Genomic DNA, 17903 nt, shown 5'->3' on the forward strand with positions numbered 1-17903 from the left:
CTCCACTAATAACCATACTTGTGACTTCTAAATGGATTTTTGGTCGCTTCTGCCCGTGCCGGTCTTTTTTTATTTCCATAAATCATATCGCATAACTGCGCTGTGGAATCCACGCCATCGTCATGCTTCATTTTCCCCTCATAAGTGCAGGAAAGAATGTTTTGAAAATACTTTCTGTATTCTTTCGTTTGAAACTTCATATCAACAAAATACAGTTTTCTTATATCTGGAGCATGATTTTTAATCCTGTCCAATTTTGCGTTCTGATTGTCCGCAGGGTCATGCGTTGTATTTATCGGATAACCGTCAGCCTGCCAGATTTCCTCGCAGCTTACGCGATAAGCAGAAGTAGTTTTTGTCTCTTCAAAATGCACTTCTGCTGTTTTCTTCGGGAATTTATCTAAATGGTCTTCCATTCTGCTTGTGACTTCTGGGATTGTAATTTCTTTATCTCCATCGTTATAAACCACGTCCACTATGTAATGTTCTCCATTGATTTCATAGCATATAGGCATTGAAACAAAGTCTCCGCCTCCGTATGCTGGGTCGTTCGCCGCAAAAATCCTATCTGGCCTTATCCCCTCAATTTCTGCCGGATTAAAGAACCTCATGTTATCAACATTAAACATCTGCCCTTTTCGTTCAATCGGTTCTTGCTGATACTGCGCGAACCATGAAGCCATATCGTCATTATTCTCAAACGATACCATTCTTCTTTTATAATCAAGAGTCGTATATCCTAGCTTGTAAGGATAATCAAAATTGCTTTCCCCATTTTCATTCAATGCAGGAATTATTATTTCTCTATGACGTATTCCTTCATAATCCGGGTCGTTTAACAATAATTCAAGTCTGCGCCCTTGAACGTCTCTCGGCGCCCACCTCGTACCAATGCCCAGTAATTTCGCCTTTCCCGGCTTTATTCTCGGCATGAAGTTATTGTCAAATTTCCCCCATACCGTATTCTGCCTATCTTCACTTAACGCTTCATCAATTCCGCTAAATAAGTCATCATATACGCCTAATCCATCGCAATCACATGCGCCATTCAAAGTTCCGTAAATAGAACGCATTGTAAATGTCGGATAGGTTTTCTTTCTATTTATGTCAATGGTAAGGTCTTTTCCGTCTGTCAAGCCATCTATTCTATTATCGGGATAGATTTCCTTATATGTGTATGTAGGATCGGTAATCATTTCTTTTATGCCGTCATAAAATCCGCCTGTTATTTTATCCGAATATGCCGAATAAAGATTAGCCCGTTCAGGACGATTTGAACCAAACCACAGTTTTCCCATTTTGACTATTTGTGTCTTTCCTATTCGCCCCGGACAAAATACCATCCCTTCATCCAGTTTATCGTCATACAAATCTTGGATTAACTGCGCCACTTGTCTTAACGGATTCACCCTCGGAAGATAAAAGCGTTCCCATGGTGGTCTATTTTTTTCCATGTAAATCATAAAACTCTCAAACAGATAGTGAGATTCTAAATGAAATAACCTGAAATATTTTTCAAGTATGTCATATGGGTCTGTTTCATTTTTGAAATGATAATAATCCAAACCCCACACAGTTCCACCCGTCTGCCGCGCCACAAAACTTTCAATAAGCTGTTTAGATCGCCCTGAAACGGTCAGCCCATACGGAACATCTTTCTCCTGAAGAATTGCGACTTCTGCCGCCATGCTCATAGCGTCTATTACGGCCTCGTCAACGCCTTTTCTCTCTATGTAGTTTTCATATTCTTGGATTTTGTCTGTTAAATATTTTGAAGCCATAAAGAAATGGTGCACCACCTTTCAAATAAAAAAGTAATGCACCATTTTGCATGATACGTTCCATCCATCACTGGAACGCCTTAGATATATTATTCGTTTAGTAATTTTATCGCTCTCTTAACATCTTTTCTGGTCAATCCATGCTTATATGACGTTTGCACCAGTCTGTCCATGTAGGGTTTCATATCATTTCCATCATCAAGGATAACAAAACTCTCGATTTCTTCTCCCTGCCATTCATTCAGCCATTGATATATCTCCGCGCCTCTATACCCGTGTTTTGTAATCGGCGTTTTAGAGAAAAGTTCCATTCCATTTTCTCTTAACTTTTCAACCAAACCTTTAAAACTTTCGTCTGGATTATCCCACCAATAACGCCAATCGGAAGAAAGTACAAGTTTTGCGCCTGTCGTTTCAACAATTTCTTTCAATAATTTGATTCTGTTGTCATTTACAAAATAAACCCCGCCGATTTTTTCTTTACAACCGTCAAAATTCAACACGCCGTCTACATCAAGAAATATTACTTTCATCCTAGAACATCCACCCCTCATAACAAATTTCCGTTCCGTCTGGAAATTCCGCGCTAAATGTAAACATTCCTATCGTGCATATATATGGTATTAGCAGGATAAGAGAAACTATCGGTTTAATAATCATCATCTCGATACCACCTTCTTGCTTATCTCCGCTACGGACACGCCACTTGCGGACCTCCGCAGCTCACAGTCCTTTCCTTTTGCAAGGATTTTCGCCATCTCGCCTGCTTTCTCTATAATCTGCGTCTTTAACTCTCTCTCCGTCGCCATCGCCTTTACTTCCTTTCTCCACCGCGTTTATGTACATCTCGCGCTCTATGCTCTGTATTACTTCTGATATGCTCATTTATCTCTATCCTTTTCACTTGATTTCATTTTTTGCCTCAACTTCTTCGCCTCATTATCTTCTCCGTCGCCTGTATAATCCGCATAACACAATTCATCTTTTCCAGAAAACTCAAGTAATTCAGCCGCTTCTATAAGCTCTTGATATTCAAATGTCGTATCTGCTAAATCTACATTTTCTTCACCGCCACCACACAGCCTTTCAAAGTCCTCTGGCAAATATCCTATTGTCTTATTATTCCACGCCCCACTAGCACTGGCTTCCATATGGCAAACGATATATTTCTTGCCTTTGTATTCAAAAGTTATATTGTATTCATTATAAAGTTCATCATTGTCATCATAATATCGAACGCTTTTTAATATTTCCATTTTAATCTTCAATTCCACCCATCACTAAATCCGAGTTTATAAGATTTAACAATCAATTTCAATTTCTTCTTCGCTTTACTTTTAGACGTTGCGCTAGTTATTTCTATTTCTTTCGCATTATTACAATGCAAATCAGAATAATCGTAATAAGAAACCGAATAGTAGTTTTTAGATTTTTTGATTATGAGAAACTCTCTACATTTCACTTTCTCACTAAACACGACTGATAAACTCATAAACTATTGCTCCATTCATCAAACGTACTCATATTTCAGATTTCTCTTCCTCTTTTTTATTTCCTATCTGGTTTTTGCTCCAGAGCTTTTTATAGTGGTTTTCATTCCTCCACTTAATGACTCCAGCCGGATTCGAACCGACGCTACACCCATGAAAGGGGCGTGTCTTAGCCACTTGACTATGGAGCCATAAGCCGGTCATCCCGGCTTGCATTGATGTTTTTCGTGCCATGCGTGGCACTATCGGATGTCGTTTTTACATCTATCGCTTAATCCGCAAGACCTGATGACACTGTTATAACCCGTGCTAGGTGCTGTTTAACCGGTAGGCCCATCCGGCTCAATGTGATAAGACTAGTGGAGAGGTGGGATTTGATACCCACAAAGTAATATTCATTGTACCGTGCGCGTGGATGGTCTTTAATCCATCTCTGCTGTTTCTAAGCATCTCTATTTAATTGGTACATCATTACTCGCGCCTACGTCTACTTCCGTCACTATCCACTGCCCATTTTCTGTCTGCAAGGACTGTGCAGTTTTTCTTTTCCTTGGCACAGACTGCGATATAAGCCCGGCGTCCCGCAAATCATATTGTGTTTTCAATATGACCGTTGTCATATAGTTGACACGACTTATATATCGGCCTATACAACGAATCGTGTTACCGATTTGTTGACCATCTGAGCTGTTGCTATTTTTCATAGATTGATCTAGTTTCTGTTTGCCATTCCGCGAATTGGTTTCTGCACAAGTCTTTCTATGAAACTCCTGTCTTGAATTTTACAACCGCCAGACATTTGAAAGAGGTTGATCTTGGCGTGCCGGAATCGAACCGGCCATCTCTGCCCCCGTCCTTTCGGATATTTACCACGTTTCCGTGCGGATGAGCGTTTCTCTCCATTGAAACTTACGCCAAAAATATTTAAAGTGCATGAAACCATTTTTACCATTTGTATTTTCTTTTTAATTCAAGATACTTTTTCATGGCAGCTTTCATTTCTGGATATGTAAGACCTACGCAATTACTAAAGCCTTCAGAATTTACTCCCTCAACGTAGCTTTGAATGAGGTGTTTTCCACTTTCTTTATACACAATGTCCAATGCTTGAATATAGCCGTATTTTTTGTCTTTTCTGCGATAATTAGCTCCATATTCGCTATCGCTATTCACTTTCTCAAATCCGAGTTTTTCAAGGATTTTGTCTGCATTTTTAAACATTTTTTGTTCCCTCCTGTTTTTGTGCTAAATATTACTTCTCGCAAGCCATATGTGCCTTATTCCTCCCCAGCAATCCGCTTCACAATCTTCTCTGCCAGTTCGTTCGACCAGAGTTCAATTCCCTCCGGTATTTCTCCAATTGCTGACTCAACACTATCTACGAATGATTTATAAAAATCTCCATGCTGTTTCAGTTCCTTTGTGATTATCCAGCCGCATTCTCATAACTCTATTCAATTCTTTCCCGTCGATTAAAAATTTTGTTCCATATAAAATTTCTTTATCATTCTTTATCTGCACTCTTGGCATTTTTCTGTTCCTCCGTATACTCAATCCATCCCGTCTTCGCTGCATTTTTAAACATTTTGGATAAACTCGTACACAAAGCAAAGTAAAGAGGAACCGCCATGAGTGCAAACCAAATGTCATGTGTATCAAGCATACATTTAATTGCAAAACTTTCAAAATACAATGATATACAAAACATGAGCGCAAATAATACCATTTCGATTTTATACATTGTTTTCTTACTCATCATAATTCCTCCAACTGCTGTTTTGCCAACAGCTCTCGTTTATCATTCTTATGCGTCCGGTTGCTCCTTGCAATCCAGTCTTTACCGTGATTTCTTTCGCTTCCGAAAATCAGCCGACCATCTGTATATTGCTTACGGTGCTCTTTTCCATGTTGAATTAACTTATCTAGGGACATATTATTTAGTTCCTCTTATTTCTGCCAATCTTTCTTTAAAACCCTCCACTGTCTTGTTTATATATTCGCTTTTTTTCTCCATTATCTCTATTTGTTTCATAAGCCACTGTTCCTCGTTGCTTGTTTTTCCATCATACGCATCTCTTATCTCCATCACAAGAAATTGTCTTCCTTTTGCACAGTCTTCTTTTTGTATTCTTGTAAAATCCTTGCTCAATTCATGTAGGCTTTCGTAGAATCCTTTCGTTACCATCGTGCCTCCAAATTCCAGCAATTCTACTAAAACATACTTATATTTTTTCGTAAGTTCAAACACATTCATTTGCGTCACCCCAAATCTGAATCAACTGATAGCGGTTGCTGTTCAAAATCTCATACGTCATCAGTTCGTTTATCTGTGTTGCTATTTTATTCCCTTGTTTTAACTGTTCTTCTGTCATGCGGATTCCTCCTTGTCATAAAGTTCTATTTGCATATGGCATACTACCCGGTTTATATGTAATCTTATTATCCATTATTGATGTATCATTTCTGTTTGAATAACCACATGGACAAGTCCAAATTACGCGACCTCCATCATATGCGCGCTCTATATGTGACTGCATATATCTACCACAATACGGGCATCTGTTCATTGATGATTCCTCCTTGTTGGATAGGGGCTTTTTGTTTGCCAAAAATATCGACCTAAATTTGGATAGCTTTGTATCTTTCACTATTCAAAACCTCGTACATCATTTCAACTGGCGTTTTATCTATGCAACCAATCAGATTTTTAAAGGTACTAGCGGATTGGCCAGAAACTAACTGTACGCCTTTTCTCGATTTATCAGCTAAAAATACATCATGCCTGCTATCCACATTCCAGAACACCACATTTGGAATTTTATATCCATGCTCTTCATAAATTCTTGAAACATAATCATAAAAATTCTCACCGTGTCCCTGCCTCGTACAACAATCAATCTCCATGTCAGAAATGATAATCAGTGACTTTGGCATTTCTTCTTGCAAGCACTGATTTTTGACCGCCACATCAAGAATTTTCATCAACGCCGCTTCAAGGTCGGTATTCATTCCCCAATCCGCTTTATGAATAAAATTGATTTTTTGAGTAATGTTTTGCCCCTTAATCTCAACAAATTGGGGATTGCCCGAAAATGTCATAAAAAGATTATGATATGCCCCTTTATTCCTTTCTGCAAAATACATGGCCAGTCCGATAGAAGTTGCCATTGGCCTGCCACTCATAGAGCCTGAAACATCTGCCATAACTATCGCGTTCACGTTACCCTCAACATAATTGGGAAGATTATCCCATTGTGTTTCTAAAACCTTACTATCTTCGCCGCGATACAAGATTTTTTCAACAATGTCATATGGATAAAGTGTTGAGGAATTGATTTTTGCTTCTCCAGACTGTACTTTGTCCAAATATTCCTTAAACCTATCTTCATCGTGACGAGAAAAGGCATTTCGATAGTTCATCATCGCTCTAGATGGAACCGCAGGATAATTTATGCTATCCCACTCTTTCGCTGACATTCTCTGTTCCACTACGTCAATATGTTTTCTCAGTCGATTACAAAGACGTTTGTAATCATAAACCGACATTCCCAACTGTTTTGCCGTATAAATTCCAAGTTTTCTTGTATTCGGGCTTGAAGCATCTGCTTTTTTGAGCCATTTTGCAAGTAGAGAACACGGTTTTTCATTCTCCATCAATACTTGGTCTTTTAAAAGCTGATACTTTACATCGTCCCACACATTATCCTCTAATTTTGTTCCGACAAGAGAATAAATGTCATCCCAGCGCCCATATTCTGATATTTTGTCTATATTCTTTTTTAATTCCTTTGTGTGCTTATCTGCTATGTACGGAAGAAGAACACGGAATACTCGTCTTTCACCAAGTCCTCCGCGAATATCCCTAGCATAAAACAGGCAACGCATAGCGCCGAGCGCATCTTCCTGAAATGCCAGTTCAAATTTTTTGATAATTTCATCATCAGAACGATCTCTCATAGCTCCGATCGTTGCAAACATATCCAACAGGGCTGAATCTGTCGTATTTTTTGCGTCTGCCCCATTCTCCGTCTTTGTCCACTTGCTTTCTTCTCTCATTACATTTGAAAAATTCATAATTTCTCCTTTCATTACGCCTTTCCCTTGACCATTAGGGCATATCCCCCACGGATACGATTGGAGTCGAACCAATATGCTTCTTTAAGCAAATAAATTGCTGTTGGCGTTACATAGGTTTGGGTTTCTTTACAGTTCGCATTTTACCGGAATTGAACCGGCTCCTTTTTGTTTTGCAGACAAATTGTTTACCATTCATATTGCTGTATGCGAACCTTTTTCATTACCGCATATGGTTTTAAGATTAACAGTCTCATCCAATATTGCTGTGGCGGTAACTCTTTTTATTTTTTTGAAAAAATTTTAAAAACACGCTATATACATATAGCCTTATGAATTGCTCGAATTACTTCCGCGTCATAAAGCGCATTGTGTTTATCGCCTTTCACGATTTCATCTTCCCCACATAGGTCATTCATAATCTGCTCTCGGCTCATGTCGAACGCTTCATGGTCTGAATCTCCAAAATGTCGTGCAATATCCTGATTTATGTCGTGGCACACCGCTGAAATGTTCTCCGGAAGATCGAGAGCCGTTCCGCCATACGTCAGCAGGTCAATCAGAAGAACAAAATCATAATGACATACGTCGGAAATGAACTGAATTGTGTTAAATTGAGAAAGCCATTCATTCATTTCTTGATAGATGTATCTCTTATCTCCCCTCGCAATTCTTAGTGCCGGATCTTCATCTGTATCTGACACGCCAACTCCCATACCACCTAATTTTAAATTTTTAATTACATTTTGTTTTATCCAATCACCGCATTGGCTCTCGTCATAATCCGTAAACTCCGCATAAAACTTTCTCCCGTCCTCAGATACAATCCCTATGCTGATTAACGTTGTGTCCTTGCGAAGTCCGGTGAACTCTGTGTCAAAGTAAAGATTCATGTTGTTCCTCCTTTTATGGCTAAAGCCCTTTTTATTTTTGAGGAATTTTAGAAAGCACCCTCTAACCCGCGTCAAATATTACCTCTAATTCCGGTAAATGCCTTTCTGGATTTTCTTTACAAAGTTCATGTTCCCAAAAACCATGTTGTTTATCGTACTCTCTGTCAAATTCTAATTTTGGTCTAAAGTCTCCATCACCATCAGAATAAAAACCAACTATGGCTGAATGACCGATATTCCCACATGACTCCATGTATTTCAGCATAGAACAAAAATCATTTACCCATCTTTCATTCATCGTCGCTGTTATTTTAAGCGTTACTTCTTTTGGCATAACATAACTCCTTTTTATTTTTGAGATTGTTTGGGGGACTAAGTTAAGGGTGATACGCCTTTTCTCATAAACCCCCACGCCCTTCTTTCTTTTGGTTCCTTCTCTCTCAACGATCCCAACGTTTACTCCATCCAGTTTTCAATCTATACGACAAATGCACATTTGTTTTATATATATCGTCAATATATTGTATTTAAGCTATTTCAAACTACTATATATTGATTTCCTGCATTTTAGATTAAAATAAATCAATCTTTCGCCTGCTCTATCTGGCCTAGTTTCGGAAGTTCTGCGGCTGTTATGGCTGTCTTGTTCGCCTGTTCTTTGCTTACGCCGGGGAGATTCCAGCCGTTCCGCCTGTTAAGTCTTGCAAGGAATATTGTTTGATTGCCTCGGCAGTTTGCGCCTTTCTGGTAGGTGCTTTCCTCTTCATCCTGTCTCAATTTTTGCATAAATTCAAGGTGCGTCGTACTTAGTTCTGTCCTATACTCTCCTCTATGATTCATTTTCCACTCTGCTATATCCTTAATTTCTTCCCCGGTATCAACGGAATAATATTTATTACTCCTATACTCTTTCTTCTCCCAGTTATACAATGTCTGTGTAGTTATCCCTGTTAATTTACTAAATCCATCTATTGTTATCTCTTTGTCATACAGATAACAGAGGTATGAATATATATTATATATACTGTCTATCTGCTCTATATCTTTATAATCTATAATACTATTTTTGTTGTTATATCTAACCATATCGGCATTAGCTTTAAATACATTACGATTAATAAACATGAGTGCGGCCGTCCATCTCTGCTGGCTTTCTTTGCTCATGTCCTCAATGCTGTTATCCTCGCAGAACATGGATAAGTAAAGCTGTATGTCATTTTCAAATATTTCTGCCGCCTGTTGATTCTGTCCGATCGTCTCCATGCTCTGCACCTCCTAATCTCTTGAAAAATAAAAACGCCCACAGAAAAGACCGATTAAAGTCTAATCTGTGAGCGTGCTACCTGTTTTTATGTTTGCCGTCCTTGCTCGTTCCGCCTTCCCCCTTCGTTGTTGCGTTTCTCCTCGCACGGCGTCTGGCGCAGCTCTGGGGGTCGGTTAAGTTGTTGCGTTTAGTATAACCGCCAAAACTCAAGTTGTCAAGTGATGGATTTTATGTTTCTTTTGTACATATACGACTGTAAGGAGTATATGTATTTTCTTTTATTCTTCCCTTCTTCTTTTTATATATAGTATATCATAGTTAATATATTATAGTGTTCGGGATTTGTTTGGGAATTGATTGGGGAAGTGCTCGGGAAGTTGTTCGGGATTTTAATTTTGCAGATTGTAGCAACACCTTATTTTACAAGGCTTTCCATTGCTTTTTTTGTTTGGGAATCTGTTCGGGGTTTTGCTTGGTAAAAAATTGCACAAAAAAATTCGTCACTTTGCACAAAAACGGAAATAAAAAAGGCAGACCGAAAAGCCTGCCAAGCACAGACGGAACCGGCAAAAAAATAAACGGGATTTCCCCGCCTATTTTCTGAATAAATCGGAATGCGTCCCCGTTCTGGCAAGTTCCAAGCAGTCGCCATTATATCGATAAATCAACAACCAGTCCGGCAATATATGGCATTCTTTAAACCCTGTATAATTCCCCGTCAAATTATGATCTTTGTATTTTTCTTCCAATGGTTTAGGGATGCGCAAAGTTTCAATAATATCTTGTAACAATTTAAGATTGCAATTTCTTTTCTGACATACCTTTAAATCTTTCTTGAATTTTCCAGTATAATTTAATTTGTACATCTCTAGCCCTCCAGAATCGTTTTAAAAAAATCCTCTGTTGAGCCGCTGAAATGTTCACCCTCTCCGCGTTCTAATTCCTCCATAGCGGCTATTGTTTCATCGTTAGGAATATTCTCCCCGGCTGTTACTCCCTGCAAATATGCTATAACATATTGTATTTTATAATCCGGTACGTTGTCTAATAATTGCTGCGCTCTTTCTCTGTCACTCATTTTTTAATACCTCCCGTTCTATTTTTTCATTTACTGCGGATATTATAAAGCCGTTTACGCTTTTCGCTCCAGTTTGTAAGATTTTTTCTTTTGTGCCTTTTGGGAATCTTGTTAGAACTTTGTCATAGTTTTCGCGCTCATATTTTGCCGTTGCTCTCTTTTGTGCCTCTGTCACTGGCATTTATAGCACCCCCTTTTCTATATCGTATCTATATATTATAGTAGCGTTATATATCTTTCTTGTCAAGTCTATTTTGATTATATGTTATCGTTATACAAAATATACAATTTTTTATATATAGTATCGTTATATATTTGTGTAAATTCCCGTCTTGTTTTATATATCGTAGCGTTATATAATATAGCCATAAGGAACAGAAACACAAATAATCAGGAGGACAAAACAATGTTATCAGAAAAAAATTTTTATCAGAGTAGTGACGGCGTTTATATTATCGGAAAAAAGACAGAAAAAACCGTTACATTTTTACCGGTCAAAAGCGAGCCGATAGGATCTGGAGATGTTTCTAGCGCATTTTTGTATGACACAAAACACAAGGCGACTAGAGAAATTGACGAAAGCCGGGAGCCGATACGCTTCAAATTAAAAAACAATTTTTCTGCTAGAGGCTTGGCGAGTTTTTACGAAAACAAAAAGGGGCGAATAATAGAAATGTGCGAACTTGACAGCGATATCATTACAATCGAACGCAACTATGGATAAATAGCCGAAACGCCCGCGAGGGCGTCCGGGAAAGATGGCAACTTTTCCGCTGACGATGGTAAACCAACAAGAAGGAGGGTAAAAACATGTGTATAATTATTCAATTTCCAAGTAATAAAATCAACCATACAAACGGCTACAATAATTTAGTTGCATTTTTCGAAGTGTGCGACAGTGTAGAGAGCTGCAACTTCTATCTTGAGGCGGCCGAAGAACTGCACAACAACGGAAACATTACAGAAAGCGAACTTTACACACTCCGCCGGATCGGGAGACAAAAACGGTTAAAACTGGCGGAGCCACCAAAGCAGGAACCAAAAAAAGCTGAGGCCGTGGGGACTTATCTTTATACTCCAGAAATGGGAGAGCAAAAGCCGGAAGGTTGCCAGATTGAAGCGGGTCTATGTTATTACGGCGGTCACTACTGGTTGAAAACTTCACTTGAATTAAAGGGACGAGGAATTAAAGAGGACGCGCCAGCAAGAGATGGAAAGCGAAATTATACGGTAACAAAAAAAGCATTTGAAAAGTTAAAAACTCAATATGCTATTAGTTACGAAAGTTATTTAGATTAGCCGAAACGGGGAGTTTTCCCCGTCCGCAACGATTCGCCCCGTTGCGCTGATGATGGCAGGCGAACAAAAAAGAAAGGTTAAAAGGTGAGGATATGAACAAAATGCATATAACAACAGTAGAAAGAGTTGATGCAGAGCACCACAGAAGCCCGATCATTATACATGACGGTTGGCAATGGTATTTTGCAGAATTTAACGACTGGGAACAGCTGCAGGCATTTCTCGATTTTGCAGGACTTGAAATCAAATTAGAAGAAGAAAAGCCATATTCTAAGCCGGAGTGCGGAATGTGGAGAAGATACAGCGTAAACAGAGAATTAGAGGATTCAAAGGGCGGCGGTTTTTGGAAATTGTCCGATTTGCCTGAAGGTGTAAAAAAGATAAAAGGACATTCAAATGGATCTATTGTTGATTGTTATATTCTGAATGACGGGGAAACGCTCCATATATACCGTCCTAACCCGAACGCAAAAGAAGTATATAGCCCACTGTCGGTAGACGAACATATAAAATACATGAAAGAGCATGGAGGATTTTAGAACTTCATTGCGGGGGATGCGCGCCGGAGCGCCTCCCGCCGCTGACGGAAAAAGCGGGAAGAAATGGAATGATATATATATTCTCATCAATTCCGTAGGGCCTTCTTGTTATAGATTCAGAAATGCAAATATAGAAGTCCGAAACGGGCAATTAGTATTAGGCATGTAAATTTTGGGCGTTCTGGCGAATTGTGCCGGGTTCAATTCCCGGCAGCGTCTTTATATCCTAGCCCCCAGGGAAAAGGGGAGAAAGCGAAAAATGAAAGTCGAATTGTGTTGTAGGGTTTACAGTAAAAAAACAGGGGATGAAGTTTTTCACGGTTTTAAATCTCTAACTAAAATTTTCGGCAGCATGGAGGATTTTTATAATTATATGCTATTTAGATATGGATTTGATACAAAATTTTATAATTTTGTTATCAGCGGTCACGACATAGGATAATAACCGACTTTCCCGGCATTGCGTCGGGATCGTTTGCATGATAAAATTAAAATACGGAGGCTTAAAAATGGAAATCAAAAAAAATGGAAACAATGTAAACATTTATGACGAAAAAAAACTGATTTTACATATTGATAAACAAGGCGATATTTATACGGCTATAAATGACAGTGTGAGAATATCGGCAAGAATCAAGAAGATAAGCGATACAGAAACAGAATTTTCTAATGTATCGCTAAAAAGGATCAATTCATCTGGGAAAATGGTAAAAAACACATCTCAAAAATGGACGCGCCACTACGGCATGGCTCGAAAATATATGTTTTGACTATGGGCTGCTTTAGGCGGGTTTCTCCGCCTTTATTTTTTAAGTGTGTCAAACAAATAAAAGGCAAAACAGTCTTGCGCATTGGGAGCAACAGTGTTATTTTAAATATAGCAACGCTGTATTTTACGTTTTAAGGCGTTTTTGTCACTTGTACTTTGAGCCAATGCGAAAACCACAGGTATATAATACATCCATGCCGAACGCTTATACTTTCAAACTATGTGCGTTGATTTTTTGACAGGACTTCGCAAAAATCGGAACAGAATTTTCAGGATTTCAAAACTGAAATTTTCGGCTGAAAATCGAGGATACGGGGGGTTCAAATTTTGTCGGAATTATTTTCAAAAATCGGCAGGAAATTTTTCAAAAATTGATTTTCAAATTTTCAGTTAATTTCTGAAGGTAGGGGGGTACATTTTTCTAGCGGATTTAACACAAGGAGGGATTTCTTTTGACCAACATAGATGCAGAGAAATGGGAACGGTGGAAGAAAGCAGATAAAGAGGGGCGGCTTTTCGAGTTTCCGTGTGCACTAGGTGATATTTTATACATGGAAAGCAGAAAAGAAATTGTACCATTTGAAGTTTATGCTATAAGGAAATACAAAAATAGAACAGAAATTGTTTTTTACTATGCTGGAGAAAATGAGTTGCTAGACAACTGGTCGATTACATTTAGCAGTGACGATATCGGAAAAAGAATCTTCTACACCCGCGAAGAAGCCGCGGCTGAGATGAAGTTTGAGTAAAAAATGAAAGTCCAAAATCCCCGTCTCAAAACCAAAGGGACGGGGGTACTTTTTGCTATCATATTTAAAATTATGCCACCATTACAAATCTTCTCAAAATATCATCAGCCACTTCAAACACATCGCGCCCATATGTAGAAAGGAAATCCGCTATGATTTCTTCCGTCTCAATCGGGATATGCAATCCATAACTGAAAGAAAAGACATGACACAATTCATGGCATAATACCTTGTCAAACATTCCGTATGATAATCTGTTGTTTATGTAGACAGTTCTATCATTATTATCAGTCACACCTAAAGTAATTGTATTGTCTGACCGTCTTAACATAGGGCTATGAGGCTCCACAAGGCTCAAATTCCATTCAATATTATTTACTCGAAACATAATTATCACCCCATTTAAAAAGGGGCTTAAACAGCCCCCTAAACACTTTACATTTTTTGAACCAATGTAGTTAGTTTGGTCTTGGCGAGAGTGCGCTCCTCTGGAGACATATCTTTGATTAAATCAGCCATATCAGCACCTAAATCAGACATGTACTTTTCCAAGTCTTTCATTTTGGCCTGCTTGCTCTCTGGGCTGTTGTCGTTATGCATTTCTTTAGTCTCCATGTAAGACCTTCGGCTCATTCCAGAGCGCCCTTCTCTCTCGTCTCTTTCATAATCGCCGTCATAATATCTTCTGCCCGCCGCCGTGGAATTTGCCTTCTCCATTCTTCCCGGTCTCGGCATAGTGCCTTTTGACGTATAGTACATCCGCCCCATATCTCTGTCCATATCGCGGTAATACTCCGGGTCGTGGTCATGGTACATCTCCGGCGTCATGTGGTAGTACGGATATTCCTCATAGCCGCGTCGACTCCCCCGCCCTTTTGGTGCAAATCTTCCGTTTTTGTATCTCCAGTGGTCGTAATATCTTCTCCCGTCATCTTCTCCGTATTCTTCCACAAAGCGTTTCTGCATGTATTTTTCTACCTCTTCGTCTTCCTCTTCTGCTTTTTGCATTGCCACGCCGATACGGGCATAGTATTCAGCCATGGTAACATCCTTGAGCATATCTGTAACCTGTCCCATTTCTTCGGTATTGATATTCTCAATCCCTTTGTCAAACTCGCATTTGATACATTCGGCAAGTTTTTCCTCAATACATCTAATATTTTTGATATGCATACTTGCCACCTCCTTATGCGATTCGCTCAACAATGAGCGTCAGATTTTCGACTTCGATCGTCTGCGCGTTCGGATTGGTTACAGCCAGATTGACAGAGCATTTACCAGCGCAAATGATTTCTTCAAAGGAAACATTAAAGAACTCTCCTACCGCCGCCGGTGTAACTGTTGCAATAGAACTCTGAAGAACTTCTCCGTTTAAAGACAAGCCTAATGAAATCGCCCCTACTGTTCCACCTGTCGGAATTGCAATATTCGCTTTGCCATATACTCTATATCTTGCCGGGTTGCAATCATTGCCGCTATTGGCTACACATACAAGTCCAGAGCCTGAACGATGATGTACACACCTGCTTCGCACTACATCTTCTGATAAAACTGCATTTTGCCTTTCTGCCACCTGCTGAATATAAATATTAGTAAATTGTGCCATTTTTTCATTCTCCTTTACAAAAAACAGAGGATAGACGTATCTATCCCCTGTAATTATAGTAGTTTCATTACGAACATCCCATAGGGAAGATACTATTTAGCATCCGCAACTTGTGTTACAACCGCATCCATAAGCATACGGGTACGGAGCCGGAACAGTATATGCCGGAACCGGCATCGGGTTAATCCTGCGGATAAGCTCGGACGTCTGAGCGTCAGACATAGCCGCCAGATAAGAGTTCTGCGCTGTCTGGCTTGCCTGGAATTTCAAGGACTGGTTCTCTGCTGTAAGTGTAGAAATTTTGTCATTTGTCAGGAAGTCAAGGATAGCTCTTGTACCTGCGTTCTGACTATCGATGATGTCACGGGTATTCGTGTTCATTGCGTTCTGAAGGTTGCAGGTATTTGTGGCCATGTTATAATTTACGCCATCGATAGCGCGCTGCGTCTGGCAGCAGCAGTCCTGAAGCTGATAACCGAGATTAGCTATCTGCGTCTGAACTCCATTAAAACCATTGCACAACTCCATATCTGTTCCATGGAAACCATTTGTGATAGCGTTGTTCAGTGCATATGTACTATCACAAATGCCCTGCTGTACGCCTCTAATGCCGCTTTGAATATCATTTAACATAAAGCTCTCATTGATGTCGGCACGGGTTGCCCATCCCTGAAAGCCTGGAGAATTTGCTCCGCCGTTATTGCCGCCAAATCCCCAGCCGCCATTGCCCCAGCCGAAAATCATTGCGAAGATAATCAATGCCCACCAGCCATCGCCGCCAAACATCCCATCATTTCTGTTATTTCCTGTCACCGCCGCAATATCGGCAAGACTAGGTGAATTGCCTGAAAACATATCGTTTTCCTCCTTTAGAATTTATTTCATAAAGGGGAACCCAGGTTAATGTGCGCACACCCCGATATGCCTATTTCATACCAAACTGTTGCATAATCTTTTGTTTCATTTCGTCTGCGGTCGTTCCCTGTTCTTTGCAAAGATTCTCCGCCATACTTTTAAGCCCTTTCGTATCACCTTTTTTCAACATATCCATAGCATTTTTCGCCATTGGATTTTGGTTGATTCTAGGATCATTCATCATTTGATTAAGTATCATTTGCATAGGATTCATTAAGAATCAGCCTCCTTCTTAGTCCTAGAAGTCGTAGATTTATTCGTAGAATTAGTCATAGACTTTTCTAATCGATCGAACCTCTCTGCTAATTCCTCTCTGAGCGACCTCATATCCTCATACAGCCCGCTTAAATCAATATGCGGAGTATTTGCCGCCTCGCTTTCTTTCGTCTCTAAAACGGGCTTATAAACGATTGTCTGTATTGTTCCGTCTGCTTTCCAAGACTTCGCGTATATTTCCGAAAAATCTCGTTTTGGAAATACTGCAACATTCCCGTCCATAGGAACGTCATTTGCTGTAATCAAATCTGCGCTGTCAACAACTTTTCCATTCAGCTCCATTATCTGCTGTTGAATCTGAGGAGCCTGCTGTCCATATTGCGAATATGCCTGTTCCATCTGCGGATAACGCTGCTGAACTGGGGCATACGGCACAGAATTAAAATTCTGTTTATACGCCGGAGCCGGGTTCTGATAGTAATTCTGCCAAGTTTGCATAAGGTCTTTCCTCCTTCATTTCTTCGATCACTTCCTCAAACGCTTTTACCGCTGTCGCCTGTGTTCCGATCGGTATTTTCTGCATTTCTGGATGAGAAAAAATCTTCTCTAAAAATTCGTCTGTGAACATAGGAAATTACCTCCTTATGCTTAAATTTTTGCATAAAAAAAGAGAGTGAAAATATCACTTTCCACTCAACTTTCTATCACTGTATAAGGCTTTTTCTATTAAATTTTGCGTACCAATCAGCGTACCACCGCTACCTGAAACTAGTTTGTTAAGTTATCCAAATGCGTACCAATCGAGTACCAATTTTCCATAAATCTATAAAGATTTATGTAGAATTATGTGAATTTCAAATTGCTTTGAATTATTGTAAAATCAATACTTTAAAGACTTATAAAAGGTTTCGTAGAATTATGTGAAAACGAGCGATTTTCTACGATACCTAATTTCATTTTATGCTTTACCTATCCAGAAAGCCTTAATTTTACTGGCTTTCTGCCTTTCTCTATTTTTTGTCTACGCCCTTTTTTCATATTAGGCTGGCGCAGCTTGTTCAAACTGGCGTATTGCTCGTATTTGTAACGCTCCCGATAATTTCTTTTCGTGTTCGGGGCAAGGTCACAAACAATGTTTCCTATCCAATAAGCCAACCACTTATCTACTGTTATATACGGACTCCTTTTTCACACAAAAAAAGAGTCCAACGCAACTATAGAGTATAGCAT

General features: G+C 39.4%; 30 protein-coding genes and 2 tRNA genes. 5 read left to right on the plus strand and 27 right to left on the minus strand.

Translation table 11 applies throughout. The features are described 5' to 3' along the window. Positions 1–5 precede the first annotated feature (5 nt). From ACZ5C4_RS13440 to ACZ5C4_RS13535, 20 genes are all read right to left on the minus strand, one after another. Positions 6–1781, minus strand: coding sequence for a hypothetical protein (locus tag ACZ5C4_RS13440; protein ID WP_464521453.1), 1776 nt, complete (start codon positions 1779–1781; stop codon positions 6–8). Positions 1782–1870: 89 nt separating this feature from the next. Continuing rightward, complete coding sequence (locus ACZ5C4_RS13445) at positions 1871–2314, minus strand: HAD domain-containing protein (RefSeq protein ID WP_464521454.1); 444 nt, start codon at positions 2312–2314, stop codon at positions 1871–1873. A gap of 1 nt (position 2315) precedes the next feature. Next, on the minus strand, positions 2316–2444 hold the full coding sequence (locus ACZ5C4_RS13450; RefSeq protein ID WP_464521455.1) for a hypothetical protein: 129 nt from the start codon (positions 2442–2444) through the stop codon (positions 2316–2318). Further along, positions 2441–2590 (minus strand): hypothetical protein, encoded by a 150-nt coding sequence (locus ACZ5C4_RS13455; protein WP_464521456.1) that lies wholly within the window; start codon positions 2588–2590, stop codon positions 2441–2443. The genes ACZ5C4_RS13450 and ACZ5C4_RS13455 overlap by 4 nt, the downstream gene beginning before the upstream one ends. A 72-nt stretch (positions 2591–2662) precedes the next feature. Then, positions 2663–3037: a hypothetical protein gene (locus ACZ5C4_RS13460; RefSeq protein WP_464521457.1), complete on the minus strand. Its 375-nt coding sequence runs from the start codon at positions 3035–3037 to the stop codon at positions 2663–2665. A gap of 353 nt (positions 3038–3390) precedes the next feature. Continuing rightward, positions 3391–3462, minus strand: a tRNA-Glu gene (locus ACZ5C4_RS13465). A 754-nt stretch (positions 3463–4216) separates the two neighbouring features. Next, on the minus strand, positions 4217–4492 hold the full coding sequence (locus ACZ5C4_RS13470) for a hypothetical protein (protein WP_464521458.1): 276 nt from the start codon (positions 4490–4492) through the stop codon (positions 4217–4219). 168 nt (positions 4493–4660) lie between these two features. Beyond that, positions 4661–4801, minus strand: coding sequence for a hypothetical protein (locus tag ACZ5C4_RS13475; protein WP_464521459.1), 141 nt, complete (start codon positions 4799–4801; stop codon positions 4661–4663). After that, on the minus strand, positions 4776–5027 hold the full coding sequence (locus ACZ5C4_RS13480; RefSeq protein ID WP_464521460.1) for a hypothetical protein: 252 nt from the start codon (positions 5025–5027) through the stop codon (positions 4776–4778). The genes ACZ5C4_RS13475 and ACZ5C4_RS13480 overlap by 26 nt, the downstream gene beginning before the upstream one ends. Then, positions 5027–5203, minus strand: coding sequence for a hypothetical protein (locus ACZ5C4_RS13485; RefSeq protein WP_464521461.1), 177 nt, complete (start codon positions 5201–5203; stop codon positions 5027–5029). The genes ACZ5C4_RS13480 and ACZ5C4_RS13485 overlap by 1 nt, the downstream gene beginning before the upstream one ends. A gap of 1 nt (position 5204) precedes the next feature. Further along, the gene (locus ACZ5C4_RS13490) at positions 5205–5525 is read right to left on the minus strand and encodes a hypothetical protein (protein WP_464521462.1); all 321 of its coding nucleotides are present in this window, start codon (positions 5523–5525) and stop codon (positions 5205–5207) included. Next, positions 5512–5643: a hypothetical protein gene (locus tag ACZ5C4_RS13495; RefSeq protein WP_464521463.1), complete on the minus strand. Its 132-nt coding sequence runs from the start codon at positions 5641–5643 to the stop codon at positions 5512–5514. The genes ACZ5C4_RS13490 and ACZ5C4_RS13495 overlap by 14 nt, the downstream gene beginning before the upstream one ends. A gap of 247 nt (positions 5644–5890) precedes the next feature. Then, the gene (locus ACZ5C4_RS13500; RefSeq protein ID WP_464521464.1) at positions 5891–7345 is read right to left on the minus strand and encodes a DUF2828 family protein; all 1455 of its coding nucleotides are present in this window, start codon (positions 7343–7345) and stop codon (positions 5891–5893) included. A 137-nt stretch (positions 7346–7482) separates the two neighbouring features. Further along, positions 7483–7549: transfer RNA gene (locus tag ACZ5C4_RS13505), tRNA-Cys, on the minus strand. 110 nt (positions 7550–7659) lie between these two features. Further along, the gene (locus tag ACZ5C4_RS13510; protein ID WP_464521465.1) at positions 7660–8238 is read right to left on the minus strand and encodes a 3'-5' exoribonuclease domain-containing protein; all 579 of its coding nucleotides are present in this window, start codon (positions 8236–8238) and stop codon (positions 7660–7662) included. Positions 8239–8299: 61 nt separating this feature from the next. After that, the gene (locus ACZ5C4_RS13515; protein ID WP_464521466.1) at positions 8300–8572 is read right to left on the minus strand and encodes a hypothetical protein; all 273 of its coding nucleotides are present in this window, start codon (positions 8570–8572) and stop codon (positions 8300–8302) included. Between the two features lie 248 nt (positions 8573–8820). Beyond that, the gene (locus ACZ5C4_RS13520; RefSeq protein WP_464521467.1) at positions 8821–9501 is read right to left on the minus strand and encodes a hypothetical protein; all 681 of its coding nucleotides are present in this window, start codon (positions 9499–9501) and stop codon (positions 8821–8823) included. A gap of 594 nt (positions 9502–10095) precedes the next feature. Next, positions 10096–10368 carry a type II toxin-antitoxin system YafQ family toxin gene (locus tag ACZ5C4_RS13525; RefSeq protein ID WP_464521468.1) on the minus strand — a complete coding sequence of 91 codons (273 nt, stop codon included), beginning with the start codon at positions 10366–10368 and terminating at the stop codon, positions 10096–10098. A 2-nt stretch (positions 10369–10370) separates the two neighbouring features. Further along, entirely contained in the window at positions 10371–10580 is a 210-nt protein-coding gene (locus tag ACZ5C4_RS13530; RefSeq protein ID WP_464521469.1) for a hypothetical protein, read from the minus strand. Continuing rightward, positions 10573–10761, minus strand: coding sequence for a hypothetical protein (locus tag ACZ5C4_RS13535; RefSeq protein WP_464521470.1), 189 nt, complete (start codon positions 10759–10761; stop codon positions 10573–10575). The genes ACZ5C4_RS13530 and ACZ5C4_RS13535 overlap by 8 nt, the downstream gene beginning before the upstream one ends. A 225-nt stretch (positions 10762–10986) precedes the next feature. Between ACZ5C4_RS13535 and ACZ5C4_RS13540 the strand changes: the two genes are divergently transcribed. The 5 genes from ACZ5C4_RS13540 (at position 10987) to ACZ5C4_RS13560 (ending at position 13936) form a co-directional block, all read left to right on the plus strand. After that, the gene (locus ACZ5C4_RS13540) at positions 10987–11304 is read left to right on the plus strand and encodes a hypothetical protein (protein ID WP_464521471.1); all 318 of its coding nucleotides are present in this window, start codon (positions 10987–10989) and stop codon (positions 11302–11304) included. An 86-nt stretch (positions 11305–11390) separates the two neighbouring features. Beyond that, positions 11391–11879, plus strand: a complete 489-nt coding sequence (locus ACZ5C4_RS13545; protein WP_464521472.1) for a hypothetical protein — start codon at positions 11391–11393, stop codon at positions 11877–11879. 92 nt (positions 11880–11971) lie between these two features. Next, complete coding sequence (locus ACZ5C4_RS13550) at positions 11972–12418, plus strand: hypothetical protein (protein WP_464521473.1); 447 nt, start codon at positions 11972–11974, stop codon at positions 12416–12418. Between the two features lie 509 nt (positions 12419–12927). Continuing rightward, on the plus strand, positions 12928–13188 hold the full coding sequence (locus tag ACZ5C4_RS13555) for a hypothetical protein (RefSeq protein WP_464521474.1): 261 nt from the start codon (positions 12928–12930) through the stop codon (positions 13186–13188). Positions 13189–13639: 451 nt separating this feature from the next. After that, positions 13640–13936: a hypothetical protein gene (locus ACZ5C4_RS13560; protein ID WP_464521475.1), complete on the plus strand. Its 297-nt coding sequence runs from the start codon at positions 13640–13642 to the stop codon at positions 13934–13936. Positions 13937–14006: 70 nt separating this feature from the next. Here the strand turns inward: ACZ5C4_RS13560 and ACZ5C4_RS13565 are convergent, their stop codons facing one another. From ACZ5C4_RS13565 to ACZ5C4_RS13595, 7 genes are all read right to left on the minus strand, one after another. Further along, positions 14007–14324, minus strand: coding sequence for a hypothetical protein (locus ACZ5C4_RS13565; RefSeq protein WP_464521476.1), 318 nt, complete (start codon positions 14322–14324; stop codon positions 14007–14009). Positions 14325–14371: 47 nt separating this feature from the next. Continuing rightward, positions 14372–15109, minus strand: coding sequence for a hypothetical protein (locus tag ACZ5C4_RS13570; protein ID WP_464521477.1), 738 nt, complete (start codon positions 15107–15109; stop codon positions 14372–14374). 13 nt (positions 15110–15122) lie between these two features. Then, complete coding sequence (locus ACZ5C4_RS13575; protein ID WP_464521478.1) at positions 15123–15542, minus strand: hypothetical protein; 420 nt, start codon at positions 15540–15542, stop codon at positions 15123–15125. Positions 15543–15638: 96 nt separating this feature from the next. Beyond that, positions 15639–16397 carry a hypothetical protein gene (locus tag ACZ5C4_RS13580; protein ID WP_464521479.1) on the minus strand — a complete coding sequence of 253 codons (759 nt, stop codon included), beginning with the start codon at positions 16395–16397 and terminating at the stop codon, positions 15639–15641. Between the two features lie 70 nt (positions 16398–16467). After that, positions 16468–16671, minus strand: coding sequence for a hypothetical protein (locus ACZ5C4_RS13585; protein ID WP_464521480.1), 204 nt, complete (start codon positions 16669–16671; stop codon positions 16468–16470). Beyond that, positions 16671–17171: a hypothetical protein gene (locus ACZ5C4_RS13590; protein ID WP_464521481.1), complete on the minus strand. Its 501-nt coding sequence runs from the start codon at positions 17169–17171 to the stop codon at positions 16671–16673. The genes ACZ5C4_RS13585 and ACZ5C4_RS13590 overlap by 1 nt, the downstream gene beginning before the upstream one ends. Beyond that, positions 17125–17301 (minus strand): hypothetical protein, encoded by a 177-nt coding sequence (locus ACZ5C4_RS13595; RefSeq protein WP_464521482.1) that lies wholly within the window; start codon positions 17299–17301, stop codon positions 17125–17127. The genes ACZ5C4_RS13590 and ACZ5C4_RS13595 overlap by 47 nt, the downstream gene beginning before the upstream one ends. Between the last annotated feature and the right edge of the window lie 602 nt (positions 17302–17903).

The organism is Mediterraneibacter flintii (genome assembly GCF_055387595.1).